The sequence below is a fragment of the Tepidibacillus fermentans genome, from assembly GCF_004342885.1.
Classification (GTDB): Bacteria; Bacillota; Bacilli; order Tepidibacillales; family Tepidibacillaceae; genus Tepidibacillus; species Tepidibacillus fermentans.
Window position 1 is genome coordinate 1 of sequence record NZ_SMAB01000013.1, and the last position, 14769, is coordinate 14769.

Here is a 14769-nt window from a genome sequence, read left to right on the forward strand (position 1 = left end):
CGGCAACAAAATTGCCGGCCCCCGAGGCATTACCCCCGGGTTTGGATATGAGCCCCCTAGTCCGAGGCTCAGCGGGACTTTAACCCACCTGATGATCGTGCTGCCACGCACGCACTATGACCTCTGCTGACTTCTGCTGATTCAGCCATACATTACTATATGGGTTATCACTGTAGGAAATTATATCCTTCTTGTCGGTGACATATTCAGCAGACCTCCCGGGGTAAGTGCTACCACTTTCATCCCATGCCCTCGCTACATTTACTGCTTAAGATTCGGGCAGTGCTGGACTTTGTTTTGTATTGCAAACTCATCCGTCTTAAACAGCCTCATATGTAGTTCTTATTCATCGAGGCGGGATTTTGCCTCTGGCTTCCTTCAGACTCCACCTCACGATGGACGCCCTTGCCTTTGGCTAAAGGTTCCCACTGCCAAGCCCTTAGCGGACTTTCACCGCCAAGTTGCAGCACATGCCCGGCACACAATAAAAAGGGTCAACCACGATGGGTTAACCCGAAGAATTTAAAAATATCTTATGCTTCATTGGATGGTTCAGAAATTTTACTTAACGCTTGACCTGCCTCATCAGCAGATTCATTTCTTACGGCTAAATCACCGATCGAAACAATGCCGACAAGCTTACCGTTTTCTACAACGGGTAAACGTCGGATTTGTTTTTCAGCCATCAGTTTTGCTGCTTCATCAACGGACATATCAGGGGTTCCAACGACAACATCTTTGGTCATTAGTCCTTCAATCGCAGTAGAACCGGAACGTTTTTGCGCATATCCACGAAGGACTAAGTCACGGTCTGTAATCATACCGATTACGTTTTCGCCTTCAACGACAGGAATGGCACCCACATTCAGCTTTTCCATTTTTTCAGCCACTTCAAAGGCATTGTCCTGAAGTGTAACGGTAGCTACATCTGTAGTCATAATATCTCGTAAATTGGGCATCATTATTCCCTCCTTTTCTTTTTTTATCTTTCCCTGACTGTTAAAAACCAATGCAATGAAAAAATAAAAAACTTATGGACGAATAAATATTTGTATCTAATAATAACGCCCCGATCCACCTTACCAGAAAAAAACAAGATTTAGCAGGAAAAATTGTACGAGATATGGAATATATTTGATGTGATGAAGGAAAGGAGAGACAACATGAAACACAAACGTGGAACGCCCGATTTTTTATTGCTTTTTCTGACTCTCGGAATGGTCGGTTTTGGAATCGTGATGATTTTTAGTGCCAGTTTTACCATCTCCTATTGGAATATGGGCAACCGCTGGTTTTTTACCGAGCGACAACTTTTATGGGCGGGTATTGGTTTTATTACCATGTCCATTACAATGAATATACCGTTTCGTTTTTATAAAGAAAAGTTTGTTTACTTTCTTCTTGGATCAATTCTCCTTTTGGCATTAGTATTTGTTCCTGGATTAGGGCAATTACGAAATGGTGCACGTAGTTGGATTGGAATCGGTTCCTTTACCGTTCAACCCTCCGAATTCGCCAAATTAGGTTTGATTGTATATCTAGCAGGACTCATGGCCAAAAAAGGAGATAAAATGCGTTCATTTAAACATGGATTACTCCCACCACTGATCATTACGTTGTTCATTTTTGGAATGATAGCTATGCAGCCTGATTTAGGAACAGGCATGATCATCGTATTAACTGCAGGTGTCATGATTATTGCTGCTGGGGCTAATCTTAAACATATTTTGTATTTAGGTCTTATTGGAACAATTGCGCTAATTCCAATTGTAATTGCAAAAAGCTACCGTGTTAGTCGGTTCACTTCGTACATGGATCCTTGGAAAGACCCGTGGGGTAGTGGATACCAGTTAATTCAATCGCTTCTGGCATTAGGCAATGGCGGCATATTTGGGACAGGATTTGGAAAAGGAATCCAGAAGTTTTTCTATCTGCCCTATCCACAGTCAGATTTTATCTTTTCGGTAATGGGAGAAGAATTAGGACTTGTAGGAGTTACGCTTTTTTTGCTCATTTACCTCTTGTTATTATGGCGAGCATTGGTTGTATCTTTGCGAACAAAAGATCCTTTTGGTGCATTGGTGGGAGTTGGAATCGTGACATTACTGGGGATTCAAGCATTTATTAATATCGGTGGAGTAACGGGAACAATCCCAATTACAGGAGTACCCTTGCCCTTTATTAGTGCAGGGGGTTCAGCATTGATTATGTCAATGACTGCCATGGGGATAATTCTAAGTTTATCGAGGGAAAATAATAAAGGCCAGTGAATTGAACCATATATTGGCATAAAAAAAGAAAATCGTCTGGGTTTTATTGTCCCAGACGATTTTTACGTCATTTTACGTTTATTTTAAGCGAATATTTTCTTCTTCTGTTTCATGTTCTTCTTTTTGTAGTTCTACTCCTTCAACATGGATGTTTACTTCTACAACATGTAATCCCGTCATTGATTCAACTGCTTCTTTTACATTTTGTTGAAGTTTTCTAGCAACTTCATGAATTTTATATCCGTATTTAATGACAACGCGGATATCGATTGCGGTTTCTGTTTCACCAACTTCTACTCGTACTCCTTTTGTAACGTTTTTACCACTTACTCTTTTTGCTAGGCCTTCTGTTATCCCACCAGACATACTGGCAACGCCTTCTGTATCAGTAGCAGCAAGTCCAGCAATCATGGCTACAACATCACTTTCTATTTTGATCTTACCTGTTTCTCTTTCCTCTGTCATCATGCGATCATCTCCTATTCATTTTTTTGTTTTTATAAAGCTTGAACCATTCCGCCATCAATCATAACGGTAGACCCGGTAATATAGGAATTAGCGTCAGAAGCTAAAAACACGACTGCTTTCGCAAATTCTTCTGGTTCACCATATCGTCTTAATGGAATGGTTTGTACAATTTCCTCTTTTACTTCTTCTACTGACTTTCCTAATTTATTCGCTCTTGCTTGATCTAATTCCTTCAAGCGATCGGTGGCAATCCGTCCTGGGCCAACGACATTCACTAAAATATTATCTTGCGCTAGTTCAATGGATAAAGTTTTCATTAAGCCTGCAATTCCTGCTCGAAAGGTATTGGATAAAACTAATCCAGGTATTGGAACTTTCACTGATGAAGAAGCAATCGTTATGATTTTACCTCCGCCAGTTTTACGCATATGAGGAACTACTTCCCGAACCATACGGACGACGCTCATTAGATTGGTTTGAAAGGCTTTTTCCCATGTTTCATCATCAAACTGCATAAATTCACCGCTTGGTGGACCACCCGCATTTAAAACTAAGATATCTACTTTTCCTAAACGTTCGATCATCGTATGTACAAATTGTTGAATATCCTCTGGTTTACTGACATCTGCCGCCATCGACTCGACCCGTGTTCCTGTTACTTTACGGATTTCTTCTGCAGTCTTTGCAATTTGTTCTTCATCACGGCTTGAAATCGCCAACTCTACTCCTTCTTTTGCTAGCTCCATTGCGATGGCTTTTCCTAGTCCCTTACTAGCAGCTGTTATAAATGCAACCTTCCCTTTTAAGCCTAATTCCATGAATCAAGCCCTCCCCTATGTAATCTTATTCTCGCATTGCTTATTTTATTATATCAAAGATTGGGAAAAGAATGAAAAGAAGACAACACCTCATGTGTTGCCTTCGCTTTGTTTCTAAGAACGTTTCATAGTTGAGATACTGTTGGTTAATTCAGAAATGGAGTTTGATAGGACTTCCAGTTTTCCTTCAATTCGGATAAGTAGGTACATGGTAATCACGATAGGAAAACCTACTTCTCCAATGACAGGAATCCATTGTTCCATTGTGCTCATCTCCTTCGTTTTAAACGTACCATACTAAAGAAAATGGGGAGAATGAATCTCCCCACTTCTTTTAAACGACTTCATCTACACTAAGCGATTAGATCAGTAATTGTTTTTTCAACAACTCTCGCATCTATTGCTGCGACCAATTCGCCACTAGAGAATTGGAAGATGTTCTTGGATACAATCAGGTCCATTACTTGTTGCACTTTTGTGGTGTCAATAGGATCGACTGGATCCGCTAATACGATTCGAGCAGATTTTCCTTCTGTCGTTTGGAATAATAATTCAAGTGTTTTCGTTGTCATTTGTCATTCCTCCTTTAGAGATTACATTTCATTAGGCTTGAATAATTTCTTCACGATCGATGCGTTCGACACGGTAGACTGGATTCTTTTGTAAAGATCCAAGGGATTGTGCTACATCATAAACATCTTGGTCTAAAGCCGCTGCTTTTACCCCGTTATATGTTTTTGACTTTAAGATCGGCTGACCTTGAGAATCAGTTCCGATTTGCGAAGTAATCACTAATTTAGAAAGATCTGCGATACGACTTACTGCCATTTTACATCCTCTCCTTTATTACGAATATTTTTGTCCCCGGCCGGTTACATCTACTATAGTGGAATCTATTTGCTTAGTGGGTGACAAGAACTTTGCCAACTTTTTGACTGCTCGTTTTTTCCAGGTCTTAACTGTATTGATTGAGATTTTATATCGATCCGCAATTTCAGAAATAGAGTAGCCTTGAATCCAATGTAATTCAAAAAGTTGTTTTTCCCGTTCAGATAAAAGACTAGCCAACTGTTCCTTCCAAATTGTAAATTCAAGATCAATATGATCAACCAATATCCGATGTCCTTCTCCTTGCCATCCTTCAAAAAAAATGACATGATTCCATTTCTGTTCCTTTTTCATTAGTGAAAAAAGATGCTGCCAGATTCTCTGTTTGATATAATGACCAAAAAATACACCATAGCTTGGATCATAATACTTAACTGCAAGAATAAAAGCAAGACGCGCCTCTTGTAAGGTATCTTCAAAGTTATTATGAATATATCTTTTATTTGCAAACGTAACAATCAAAGGATGATATTTTTTTAGTAATATGGCTAATGCATTTTGGTCGCCTTGCTGTGCTTGTCTTACGATTTCTTCCATTGATATACACCTCAAATGGAAGGCCGACCTTCGGAATTTGTGCACAACTTGACCTTATCCGAATCTATTTTCTTTGTCATATCGTCTATCACGTTGATAAGAACATATATTCGAATATTGTTTACAATTCAAAAATTTTGGTTTTATTGAACTTTTCCTTTAAAATGTGCGTCTTTTTATATTAACGAGGTAAACTAAGACTATTCGCTTTAATTTATCCCGCTATGTATGGAGTGTCTTTCATGGATCAGGAACTATTTCAACTCATTTCTGAAGCAAAAGAGGGAAAACAAGATGCTTTTGAACAATTAATTACGAGATATAAAGGGGCTGTTTACCGACAGGCATATGCTATGCTTGGTGACCATATGGAAGCCGAGGATGTAACTCAAGAGGTATTCGTGAAAATTTACTACTCGTTATCTTCTTTAGAAAGTGCTTATGCATTTACTTCTTGGTTAACGAAGATCACTTTCAATCTCTGTTATGATCTAATAGAAAAACGGAAGAAAAAAGTTACTGTGACAAGTGAGAACTTGGATCAACTCACTCGTCCAAATCCTCCTCCATCAAGCAGGCTAATAGAAAGAAAGGATCTCCAGTTAACCCTCCAAGAGGCTATGCAAAATTTATCTTTAGAACATCGAGAAGTCATTGTTTTACGTGATATTCAGGGGTATTCCTATGATGAAATCGCAAAGTTATTAAAGGTCCCTTCAGGAACAGTAAAATCTCGTTTGTATCATGCACGGTTAGCACTAAAAAATGAACTTTCAAAATGAGGTGATGAAATGAATCATCCTGATGTAGAGTTGATTTCTGCGTATGTAGATGATGAATTAGAAGTATTTGAACGGAACTTAATCGAAGAACATTTAATGTCCTGTGAAAATTGCTTAGAATTATATAATGATTTAAAAAAGATGAAGGAACTAATTACTCTAACATATCGCTCTATTCAAATCCCACAAGATCTTGAACAAAAGATTATGGAAAGAATTAATCAAGGAGAAACAGAAATTCCATTGATGATTAATAAAATTCCGTGGTTACAGTTCATCTTGCCTCTTTTCGTCATTTCACTTTTAATTACATCTCAACCACTAATTCTAAGTTTTGGAATCATCTCATCGGTAACAAAAGTACTGTTGAGCATCATTCCAGTGGTGATTCACATTGTTCCATACTTGTTAGGAGTAATCATTTTCCTTTCTCTAATCGCTATTCTATTTTCTATTTGGTCATTACGCCGTCTAATGGTCAAAAAAGCATACTACTAAGGGGTTGTCGCAAATGTTAAAAAGAAAACGAAAACTTACTGCCATTATGGTATTGATCATCATGTTTGTCTTTACTGTTCCTGGATTTGCAGCCAATCAAAATATTATCGAGAGAAAACATACAAACGTTTCAAAAAATCAATCCATAGAAAACGTTGTTGTGATTGGAAACAATGCCACGATTGAAGGAACAGTTAGGGATGCAGTCATTGTAATAAATGGAGATTTAACCATTAAACAATCTGCACAAATTCAAGGATTAGTGATGGTATTAGGTGGGGAAATTCACCAAGAACACGGTGCAAGGGTTACAGATAATATCCTGAATCTTTCGTTTCATCACGAAATCCTAAATAGTCTATTACTCGGTCTGTCGATCATAATTGGAATCTGGATTGTCAAATTTGGGTTAAGTATCTTGCTCATACTCTTGTTATTTTTAACGGTATTTTTAGCAAATAAACGATTGGATCCGATTCAACATCAAATTACTGAATCACCAAAACGGCTCATTCTCATCGGAATCGCAACAAGTATCTTGTTCTTTGCTGTGAGTATTTTGCTAACGATTACGGTCATTGGGATTCCAATCGTTGTGATTCTTTTGGCCATTACACTCGGATTTCTGGTCGTGAGTCTGGCCACACTAAGTAAAATGGTCGGCGCTTATCTATTACGAAATAAAGAAGATGATTGGAAGATTCCCTTAGTGGGTGCGAGCGCTCTAGTTGCAGGGATTAACTTTCCATTCTTCGGTGGTGTGCTGTTCATGATTCTAGTCTGGTTTTCAATGGGAATCATGACTTTATCGGTCTTTAAATGGATGAAACGAAAAATATAGGGTAATTTTGGTTACTCTAAGGAAAGAACAAAAAAATATAGTAAAAACACCTTCGGAGGTCACTATTTTACATGTTTACATGGATTGTAACAATCATCGCAAAATACGGTTATCTTGTATTAATTTCATCACTTTTTTTAGAAATGATTGCTTTTCCCTTACCTGGGGAAGCTCTGATGAGTTACACTGGCTTTCTAGCATATCAGGGTCAATTTTCTTGGAGATTAAGCATTATTGCTGCAAGTTTAGGAGCTATTTTGGGGATGACTCTATCCTATTGGATTGGGTACAGATTAGGTAATCCCTTCTTTGAAAAATACGGGAAATATATCCATATGGGACCTGAACGTTTGCGAAAAACCTCCATATGGTTTAAGAAATATGGAAATAAGTTATTAATCATCGCTTATTTTATTCCTGGGGTTCGCCATATTACAGGCTATTTCTCTGGAATTACACAGATTCCTTTTCGAACCTTTGCAACTTACGCATATACTGGTGCAATTATATGGGTAAGTACTTTTATTTCCTTAGGAAAAATATTAGGCCCTCAATGGGAACAATTTCACAATTCAATAAAAAGATACTTAATTATTGGTGGAATTACCTTGGCAATTGGTATTGCAATTATCTATATTTATCGCACCTACAAATTAAGATTAAAAGAACGCTTAGAATCAAAATTGCAAAAAGCAATTGCTACCTTCCATACTTTAGGACGTGTTAAGATCCTTATAACGATAGCAAGTATTGTTTTTCTTGGATTATTTATGCTTATGATTGGATTAATTCAAGACTTCATTAGTAATGAGTTTGTTCAATTTAATGAAATCACTATCTTATTAGTTAATCTAATATTTAAACCCAACTGGGATAATTGGATGAAAGGCTTTAGAGTTCTGGTTTTGTTTCCTATCCTCATTCCCTTAATTCTTATTACATGGTTATGGATAATGATAAAAAGCAACGACAGAAAACTGGAATCACTTTTTCTTGCAATTGTCATTATCGGAGGCGAGATCTTAAATGAAAGTCTTCGTCTCATCTTTCATCGCCTTTCTCCTATTCCAATTGATAAGTCCATGAATACATTCCCTAGTGAACAATCCTTAATGGCCATTGTGATCTATGGATTTACCGTCTTCTTATTACTACGCCATACTAAAAATATATGGTTGCATAACATCTCTATCTTCATTGTTTTTATCATCTTGATTTTGATTGGTATTAGTAGTATCTACTTCCGAATTGAAGCCCCGAGTGATGTTGTCGGTGGATATGTATTTGGTGGGGTATGGTTAAGTTTAAATGTGATTTTGCTTGAGGTTTATAGATTGTTAAGGAAAATGAGCAAAAAAAAATCAGTAGAAAATTATGATGGCTGCCCATTATAAGAAATATAGAGGTGAATACTAATGTTTAAACAGATGTATCAAAAATTCTTCCATATCGTTCATACCTCCGTTTTAAGAATTGGGAAACAATTGGTTTTTGGGCTTGCCATTGGAATTTTGCTTCTGTTTGTATTTGCTAAACTTGTAGAAGACTTACTTTTTAATGAACTTGGTATATTTGATACCATTGTTACACAATACATTCAAAGTTTTACATCCCCTAATGTTACAAAAATGACGGTTTCTCCCCAGTGGTCATTCTATGGTTTCAACAACGTTTTATGGCATCCTAGCACATTTTGAATCATTTGCTCAACGGTCTTTTGCCCAAAATTAGAATCGGAGTGGATCCGGAAATAGGATAATAGATGAGAAGGGTTTTCTATATATTGTTCAAGTAAACTTTTTAATTCATGTACATCATGATAGCAATCCCAAGTTTCCTTTGTTGGATGAAATCTAAATTTTCCTGTTCATGACCTGGTATAGGATTGAATAAGATCATAGGAATACTTTTAGCAATCGCTTCGGCTGTAGTCATACCACCTGGTTTCGTAACGATAAAATCAGAGGCATCCATTAATTCATCAACATTTTCTACAAAAGGATAAATACGAATGTTTGGGTGATGAGATAAAGGATGCAATTGGAGTTGATGGTATAATTTCGTATTTTTTCCCGTCACAATTAAAAATTGAAACTTATCTCGATAATCAGAAAGGGTATCAAGGATTCCTCGATCCAAGCCAATTCCTAATCCTCCCCCCATAAACAAGATCGTCGGCTTATTTGCTAGTCCTAGTTTTTCTCGAATGAAACTTTGTTCCTCCCTTTTCCAAAACATTGGATGAGTAGGTAGCCCAGTTACAAAAATCCGTTCATTTGGAACTCCTAACCTTATAAAATACTCTTTCATTTCAAAGCTGGATAAGTAATAGTAATCTACACCTTCATTAATCCATGTTCCATGTGCACCATAATCGGTAATAACGACATGTAACGGAATCTTAATTCCCATCCGTTTTAATCGGGAAATCACCGCACTTGGGAAGGGATGAGTAGCTATGATTAAATCAGGCTGTTTCTCTCTAACTAATTGCATGACCTTTGCATAGATGAAATGCAGTAAAAGCTCAAAGTGAGGTTTAACTGTGCGATTTTGAACTTTTTTATATAATACGCCCCAAAGTTTAGGTGAATATTTGATCGTTTTTAAATAAATTTCGCTGATCCAATGGCTTAAAGTTGGTCGTAACCATGTTCCTAACTCAATCATTTCTACTTGCCAAGTCGGTTGATAAATTCTTATCCCTTCTTTAATGGCTTCAGCTGCCTTCGTATGCCCTGCCCCAAAAGCCTCCGATAGAATTAGAATACGTTTGTTCATTTTTAATTTCTCCTTTTTAATTGTCAATCATCTCAATATTCGTTCTCTATGCTACTATTAAAAAGGACGAATCCCTAATTAAAAAAGTTCATTCATTTTTATTAACAATAGTGAACTTTTTTAAAATAAGTTATGTCTTTTTGATTGTCATTTGAGATGCTGAAAAGCTAAGAAAAAATTTAGGAGGATTTATTTATGCACAATTATTTGATTGCAGTCATTCAAGGAATTGTAGAAGGATTGACAGAATTTTTACCAATTTCCTCAACTGGACATTTAATTTTGTCTGGAGAACTCCTTCATTTTACGGGGGAAAAAGCAGAAACGTTTGAAATCGTCATTCAATTAGGGGCAATTCTAGCCGTAGCGTTCCTCTATTGGCAAAGGGTTCTTGGCTTACTAGGATGGAAGAAAGGATTGGAGTCGGAGAATCATGAGGTTACAGCAAGTCGATTAAATTTGATCCATATCATTGTTGCCATCTTCCCAGCGATGCTGATGGGACTTCTTCTTCATAAAGTAATAAAGACTTATCTTTTCTCACCATATACCGTTTTAATTGGTTTAGTTATCGGTGGAATCTTTATGATTTACGCGGAAAAACGAAATAAAAGAGTTACTGCTGCCACTGTAGATGAAATTACTTATAAACAAGCCTTTTTGATTGGTCTTTCGCAAATTCTCGCGCTTTGGCCAGGTTTTTCTCGTTCAGGAGCTACCATTGCAGGAGGATTGTTGGTTGGAACGAATCATAAAGCAGCTGCAGAATTCTCCTTTATCATTGCAATTCCTATGATGATTGCAGCTAGTGGTTATGATTTATTAAAAAGTTATCAGTACCTATCAGTGAATGATATAGGCTTCTTTGCCGTGGGATTTATTGTTTCTTTTATCGTTGCTTGGTTAGCGGTTGTCTCTTTCCTTAAACTCTTACAAAAAGTCAAATTAACACCTTTTGCTTATTACCGCTTTATTTTAGCGGCCTTATTTTGGCTCTTTATATTAAGGGGTTAATACTTGGATTTCTACATCATACCAACTGATATACCAGTGTGAAGTCGAAAAAAAGGGGCTACATCCCCTTTTTTCTCTTATGGAAAAAGTAATCTACCTTTGTACTAAAAACCGACATTTGAAAAACAAAAATATAATGAAAAATACCTTCACATTTGATAAGTTTAAATTAATGGAAATACCTCCTAAATAGTAGATGTTTCTACATATATTATGATTTGATTTAATTGATTTCATTTTCTATGAATGGTTGAGAGGAGGATTATGATGAGAAATTATGCGATAATCATACCTGCCCTTAATCCAACAAATAGTTTGCTAGATTATGTCAAAAGATTATTAGCAGAAGGTGCTGAACAGATTATTGTTGTAAATGATGGTAGTAAAGAAGAATTAACCTATATCTTTACGGAATTAAATACAATTGAAGGTTGTACTGTTTTGACGCATGAAATAAATAAAGGTAAAGGTAGAGCGTTAAAAACTGCTTTTAAATATTTTCTAGAACACCATAAGGATTTAGAAGGTGTCATCACAGCTGACGCTGATGGACAGCATTCAGTAGAAGATGTTTGTAAAGTAGCAAAGGCATTAGAGAACAGTAACGGAGGAATCATTCTAGGGGTTAGAGATTTTAAACAATCCAACGTTCCACTTCGTAGTTATATAGGAAACAGAACAACAAGTCTTCTATTTCGACTTCTATTTGGCTATAAACTAGAAGATACGCAAACAGGGTTAAGAGGAATTCCTAAAAAAGAACTTCTACAGATTCTGGAACTTAAAGGAGAACGCTACGAATATGAAATGAATATGTTGATTTATGCAAAAAAAATGAATATAAAGTTCAGTGAGATATCGATACAAACTTTATATTTTAATAACAATGCTACTTCTCATTATAATTCTATACAAGATTCTATAAGGGTTCTAACTCAACTCATTTCTGGCTTCCTACATGATTCTTTTTCAACAATTACCTCTCGATTAATTGGTATTATCAGTTTTATTTTGTTGCTCATTTCACTAATGTATTTGTGGGTGTAAAAAATCGATTGTTGGTGAAAGTAATGAAGAATAATTGTTATGGGATATTATTTAGAATGATTCGTGCTATCATTAGAAAATTTTATCCTACATATTCTGTTCAGATTCCGAAAAATATAAATGGCCCAGTTGTGTATGTTTCTCACCATCAAAATCTTTTTGGTCCATTTGTAACGTTGCTTTGGTTTCCAAAATGTTTACATGCCTGGATTCTCAATGTTTTTCTTGATCAATCTTCCTGTTTTAAGCAATACGTTGATTATACTTTTACAAAAAGATATGGATTAAATAGGAATCTAGCAAAAATTTTTGCTTTACCGCTATCCTATTTTGTTTCAAAACTCTTAAATTCTGGAAAGGGCATTCCTGTTTACAGAGGTTCTAGAAAAATATTAACGACCTTTAATCTTAGCGTGGATGCATTAAGTAGAGGGGAAAGCATCGTGATTTTTCCAGATATTGATTATCGTGATCATTCATCAAATATAAAAGAAATGTACGATGGTTTTCTATACTTAGAAAAATACTATTATAAAGCAACTGGAAAACATGTATGTTTTATCCCACTGTATGCCAGTAAGAAAAAGAAAATGTTAATCGCAGATAAACAAATCTATTTTCGAGATGAAGTAGATTTTAACGTAGAACGAAAAAAAGTAGTTCAGGAGATTCATGCCAATCTTAATCATTTAGCAAAAAAATCTGGAGATATCTGATAATAATCGCTAAATGTATTTTCGATCAAATGAAAAGCCACCTTATGATGATAAGGTAGCTTTTTTCATTTATTATATTTACAAAAAATAAGAAAGACGTCCTTCTTTTAGTTGTAAATTTCCTTTTCCATGAAGTAACCGATAGCGATGCTGAACAAGAGCTACATGCCGAATCTGTTGATCACAAAAAGATAGACGATGACCACAATAGATCATATGATTCCCTTCTAAAAATAATTTCGTAATGGATTTATTTTCCTCTTCCATATGAACCATTGACTGAGCAACCACCCAGCCTGTAAAGAACTCCCCATTAGGCTGATTTGAAAGTTTTAACGGAATCAAAATCCAATCCTCTAATAAAGGCAATGGAACCATTTGCTGTTTCCCAATGGCTTGTCCGTACTGTTTGCGTAATGGAACCAAGTCATAACCGAAAAAATGAATCATCTGATTTAGAAACGATTGCGCTGTTGTTGAAAATATTTCCTTGGTACCATCCTGATACAATACCTTAAGTAATAATCCCCGATCTTGAATTGGTTCTGCAAAAAACGCACTTCCTTTTAACATAAAAGGATAAAATTGATTCTTCTTCATCCAAAACCACCCTCGCTCCGCATTTTTCTTTATTATATACAAACATATGTTCTTATTTCAAGTTTTCGACAGAAACTTCTTCAATAGAAATATAGGCTTGTATGTTCTAACGCTACTCCTAACCTTACGGATTCCCTTGAATAAAGGGTAGATGGGAAAGCTCGCTCGCTAAAGCACCCATAGGGCACTAGTTACGTTGTGCAACTAAAGTTGCAAGTCGTGCTATGTCGTAGCTTATAGAATCATATAAGCTAGTGATATAAAGTATGGGTTCGTATATTCCAAAAGTAGCGACAAATAAAAAACGAACAGCCACTCGCTATTCGCACATTAAAAATACTTCATTGATTTGATTGAATATTTTGTAACAACTCTTTTGCTTCTTTAAACTGGGGGTTAATTTCTATAGCCTTTTTTAGATAAGGAATCGCTTCTCTTTCTTTATGTTGTAAGAGTAAAATTCGCGCAATATTAAAATGAGCTTGGTAGATGTTCGGATCAAATTGAATGGCCTTTTGATAATGTTCTTTTGCCGTATTTAAATTGCCCAATTGATCTAGAGTATATGCGTAATAAAAATGATAATTTGCATCTTTTGGTTCTACTTCCACCAAATGTTGAAAAATTTTCAAAGCCTTTTGATCGTCATCTTGTTTTAAGGCATCCTCTCCCACAATGACTAATGCTTGGCTCCCTTTCACTTCTCTGTTCTGAATTGCCCACCAAGTAGAGGAAAATACTAAAACGAGAAACAATATCGCAATGACTGCCATTCCGTAGCGTTTTCTTTTTTGTTGTGGTAAACCAACAAATGCTGAGACAAAAAATCCACCAATAAGTCCTCCAATATGCGCATAGTTGTCAATATTCGCAACAGCTAAACCAAAAATGAGATTGATCGCAATAACGGCCAAGATATCCTTGCCCATTGTTCGAAAAAACAAACTTGGATAAACATATCCAAAATAAAGTAAAGCCCCAAACAAACCAAATATAGCTCCTGATGCCCCTGCACCAATTGTATTTGGTGAAAAAAGAAAACTTATTATATTACCAATGATTCCTGCCATTAGATAGATGATAAAAAATCGAAACGAACCATAAATTCTTTCTGTGATTTGTCCAAGATAATGAAGGGCAGTGCTATTTAAAGCAAAATGAATAAAACCTATATGAAGAAAGATGGGAGCAATCAATCGCCAATACTCCCCTTGGGTAATGAGATAGGATTCCTTCGCACCAAACTGAAGTAAAATTCTTGGATCTGTACTCCCACCTTTTATTTCCATTAGTAAGTAGATAAGAGCATTGATCCCAATCAGAATATAGGTAAAATAAGGTTTTCCATGTTGAAAGATTCTTTGAATTTCTCGTCTTTTTCGATTTTCAATTTCCTCAATCTCTGTTACTAATTCAGTGTAATCCGAATGGTCCATATTATCTTTTAGCACAAGATTAGCCCCTTTCTAAGCAAAATTTAATACAGAAAACCTTTTTAATTTGGAAATT

19 protein-coding genes are annotated in these 14769 nt (G+C 36.0%); 9 read left to right on the forward strand and 10 right to left on the reverse strand.

The window, feature by feature from the left end:
• Positions 1-533: 533 nt before the first annotated feature.
• A complete protein-coding gene (locus EDD72_RS08505; RefSeq protein WP_132769320.1) occupies positions 534-962 on the reverse strand; it encodes a CBS domain-containing protein in 429 nt (142 codons plus the stop codon).
• 201 nt (positions 963-1163) lie between these two features.
• Between EDD72_RS08505 and ftsW the strand changes: the two genes are divergently transcribed.
• A complete protein-coding gene (ftsW, locus tag EDD72_RS08510; RefSeq protein ID WP_132769322.1) occupies positions 1164-2270 on the forward strand; it encodes a putative lipid II flippase FtsW in 1107 nt (368 codons plus the stop codon).
• Between the two features lie 78 nt (positions 2271-2348).
• Here the strand turns inward: ftsW and EDD72_RS08515 are convergent, their stop codons facing one another.
• The 6 genes from EDD72_RS08515 to EDD72_RS08540 all read right to left on the reverse strand — a co-directional run bounded on the left by EDD72_RS08515 (position 2349) and on the right by EDD72_RS08540 (position 4981).
• On the reverse strand, positions 2349-2735 hold the full coding sequence (locus EDD72_RS08515; RefSeq protein ID WP_132769437.1) for an Asp23/Gls24 family envelope stress response protein: 387 nt from the start codon (positions 2733-2735) through the stop codon (positions 2349-2351).
• Positions 2736-2767: 32 nt separating this feature from the next.
• Positions 2768-3556, reverse strand: a complete 789-nt coding sequence (locus EDD72_RS08520; protein WP_132769324.1) for an SDR family oxidoreductase — start codon at positions 3554-3556, stop codon at positions 2768-2770.
• Positions 3557-3670: 114 nt separating this feature from the next.
• On the reverse strand, positions 3671-3820 hold the full coding sequence (locus EDD72_RS08525; RefSeq protein WP_132769326.1) for a YvrJ family protein: 150 nt from the start codon (positions 3818-3820) through the stop codon (positions 3671-3673).
• Positions 3821-3909: 89 nt separating this feature from the next.
• Entirely contained in the window at positions 3910-4128 is a 219-nt protein-coding gene (locus tag EDD72_RS08530; protein WP_132769328.1) for a DUF2922 domain-containing protein, read from the reverse strand.
• A 31-nt stretch (positions 4129-4159) separates the two neighbouring features.
• Entirely contained in the window at positions 4160-4384 is a 225-nt protein-coding gene (locus EDD72_RS08535; protein WP_132769330.1) for a DUF1659 domain-containing protein, read from the reverse strand.
• Between the two features lie 18 nt (positions 4385-4402).
• Positions 4403-4981 (reverse strand): RNA polymerase sigma factor, encoded by a 579-nt coding sequence (locus EDD72_RS08540; RefSeq protein ID WP_132769332.1) that lies wholly within the window; start codon positions 4979-4981, stop codon positions 4403-4405.
• A 242-nt stretch (positions 4982-5223) separates the two neighbouring features.
• Here EDD72_RS08540 and EDD72_RS08545 point away from each other — a divergent pair, with 242 nt between their 5' ends.
• The 5 genes from EDD72_RS08545 (at position 5224) to EDD72_RS08565 (ending at position 8799) form a co-directional block, all read left to right on the forward strand.
• Positions 5224-5763: an RNA polymerase sigma factor gene (locus EDD72_RS08545; protein WP_132769334.1), complete on the forward strand. Its 540-nt coding sequence runs from the start codon at positions 5224-5226 to the stop codon at positions 5761-5763.
• Positions 5764-5772: 9 nt separating this feature from the next.
• On the forward strand, positions 5773-6261 hold the full coding sequence (locus EDD72_RS08550) for an anti-sigma factor family protein (RefSeq protein ID WP_132769336.1): 489 nt from the start codon (positions 5773-5775) through the stop codon (positions 6259-6261).
• 13 nt (positions 6262-6274) lie between these two features.
• Positions 6275-7102, forward strand: coding sequence for a hypothetical protein (locus EDD72_RS08555; RefSeq protein ID WP_132769338.1), 828 nt, complete (start codon positions 6275-6277; stop codon positions 7100-7102).
• A 71-nt stretch (positions 7103-7173) separates the two neighbouring features.
• Complete coding sequence (locus EDD72_RS08560; RefSeq protein ID WP_132769340.1) at positions 7174-8496, forward strand: VTT domain-containing protein; 1323 nt, start codon at positions 7174-7176, stop codon at positions 8494-8496.
• A 21-nt stretch (positions 8497-8517) separates the two neighbouring features.
• Positions 8518-8799, forward strand: a complete 282-nt coding sequence (locus tag EDD72_RS08565) for a hypothetical protein (protein ID WP_132769342.1) — start codon at positions 8518-8520, stop codon at positions 8797-8799.
• Between the two features lie 103 nt (positions 8800-8902).
• Here the strand turns inward: EDD72_RS08565 and EDD72_RS08570 are convergent, their stop codons facing one another.
• Positions 8903-9883 (reverse strand): MGDG synthase family glycosyltransferase, encoded by a 981-nt coding sequence (locus EDD72_RS08570; protein WP_132769344.1) that lies wholly within the window; start codon positions 9881-9883, stop codon positions 8903-8905.
• Between the two features lie 195 nt (positions 9884-10078).
• Between EDD72_RS08570 and bacA the strand changes: the two genes are divergently transcribed.
• The 3 genes from bacA to EDD72_RS08585 all read left to right on the forward strand — a co-directional run bounded on the left by bacA (position 10079) and on the right by EDD72_RS08585 (position 12660).
• Entirely contained in the window at positions 10079-10897 is an 819-nt protein-coding gene (gene bacA, locus EDD72_RS08575; protein WP_132769346.1) for an undecaprenyl-diphosphate phosphatase, read from the forward strand.
• 267 nt (positions 10898-11164) lie between these two features.
• The gene (locus EDD72_RS08580; protein WP_165895019.1) at positions 11165-11944 is read left to right on the forward strand and encodes a glycosyltransferase family 2 protein; all 780 of its coding nucleotides are present in this window, start codon (positions 11165-11167) and stop codon (positions 11942-11944) included.
• Between the two features lie 56 nt (positions 11945-12000).
• Complete coding sequence (locus EDD72_RS08585; protein WP_243643809.1) at positions 12001-12660, forward strand: lysophospholipid acyltransferase family protein; 660 nt, start codon at positions 12001-12003, stop codon at positions 12658-12660.
• A gap of 78 nt (positions 12661-12738) precedes the next feature.
• On the opposite strand, the gene EDD72_RS08590 is transcribed toward EDD72_RS08585, so the two are convergent.
• The gene (locus tag EDD72_RS08590) at positions 12739-13260 is read right to left on the reverse strand and encodes a hypothetical protein (RefSeq protein ID WP_132769352.1); all 522 of its coding nucleotides are present in this window, start codon (positions 13258-13260) and stop codon (positions 12739-12741) included.
• A 341-nt stretch (positions 13261-13601) separates the two neighbouring features.
• Positions 13602-14711, reverse strand: coding sequence for a rhomboid family protein (locus tag EDD72_RS08595; protein ID WP_132769354.1), 1110 nt, complete (start codon positions 14709-14711; stop codon positions 13602-13604).
• Positions 14712-14769 lie beyond the last annotated feature (58 nt).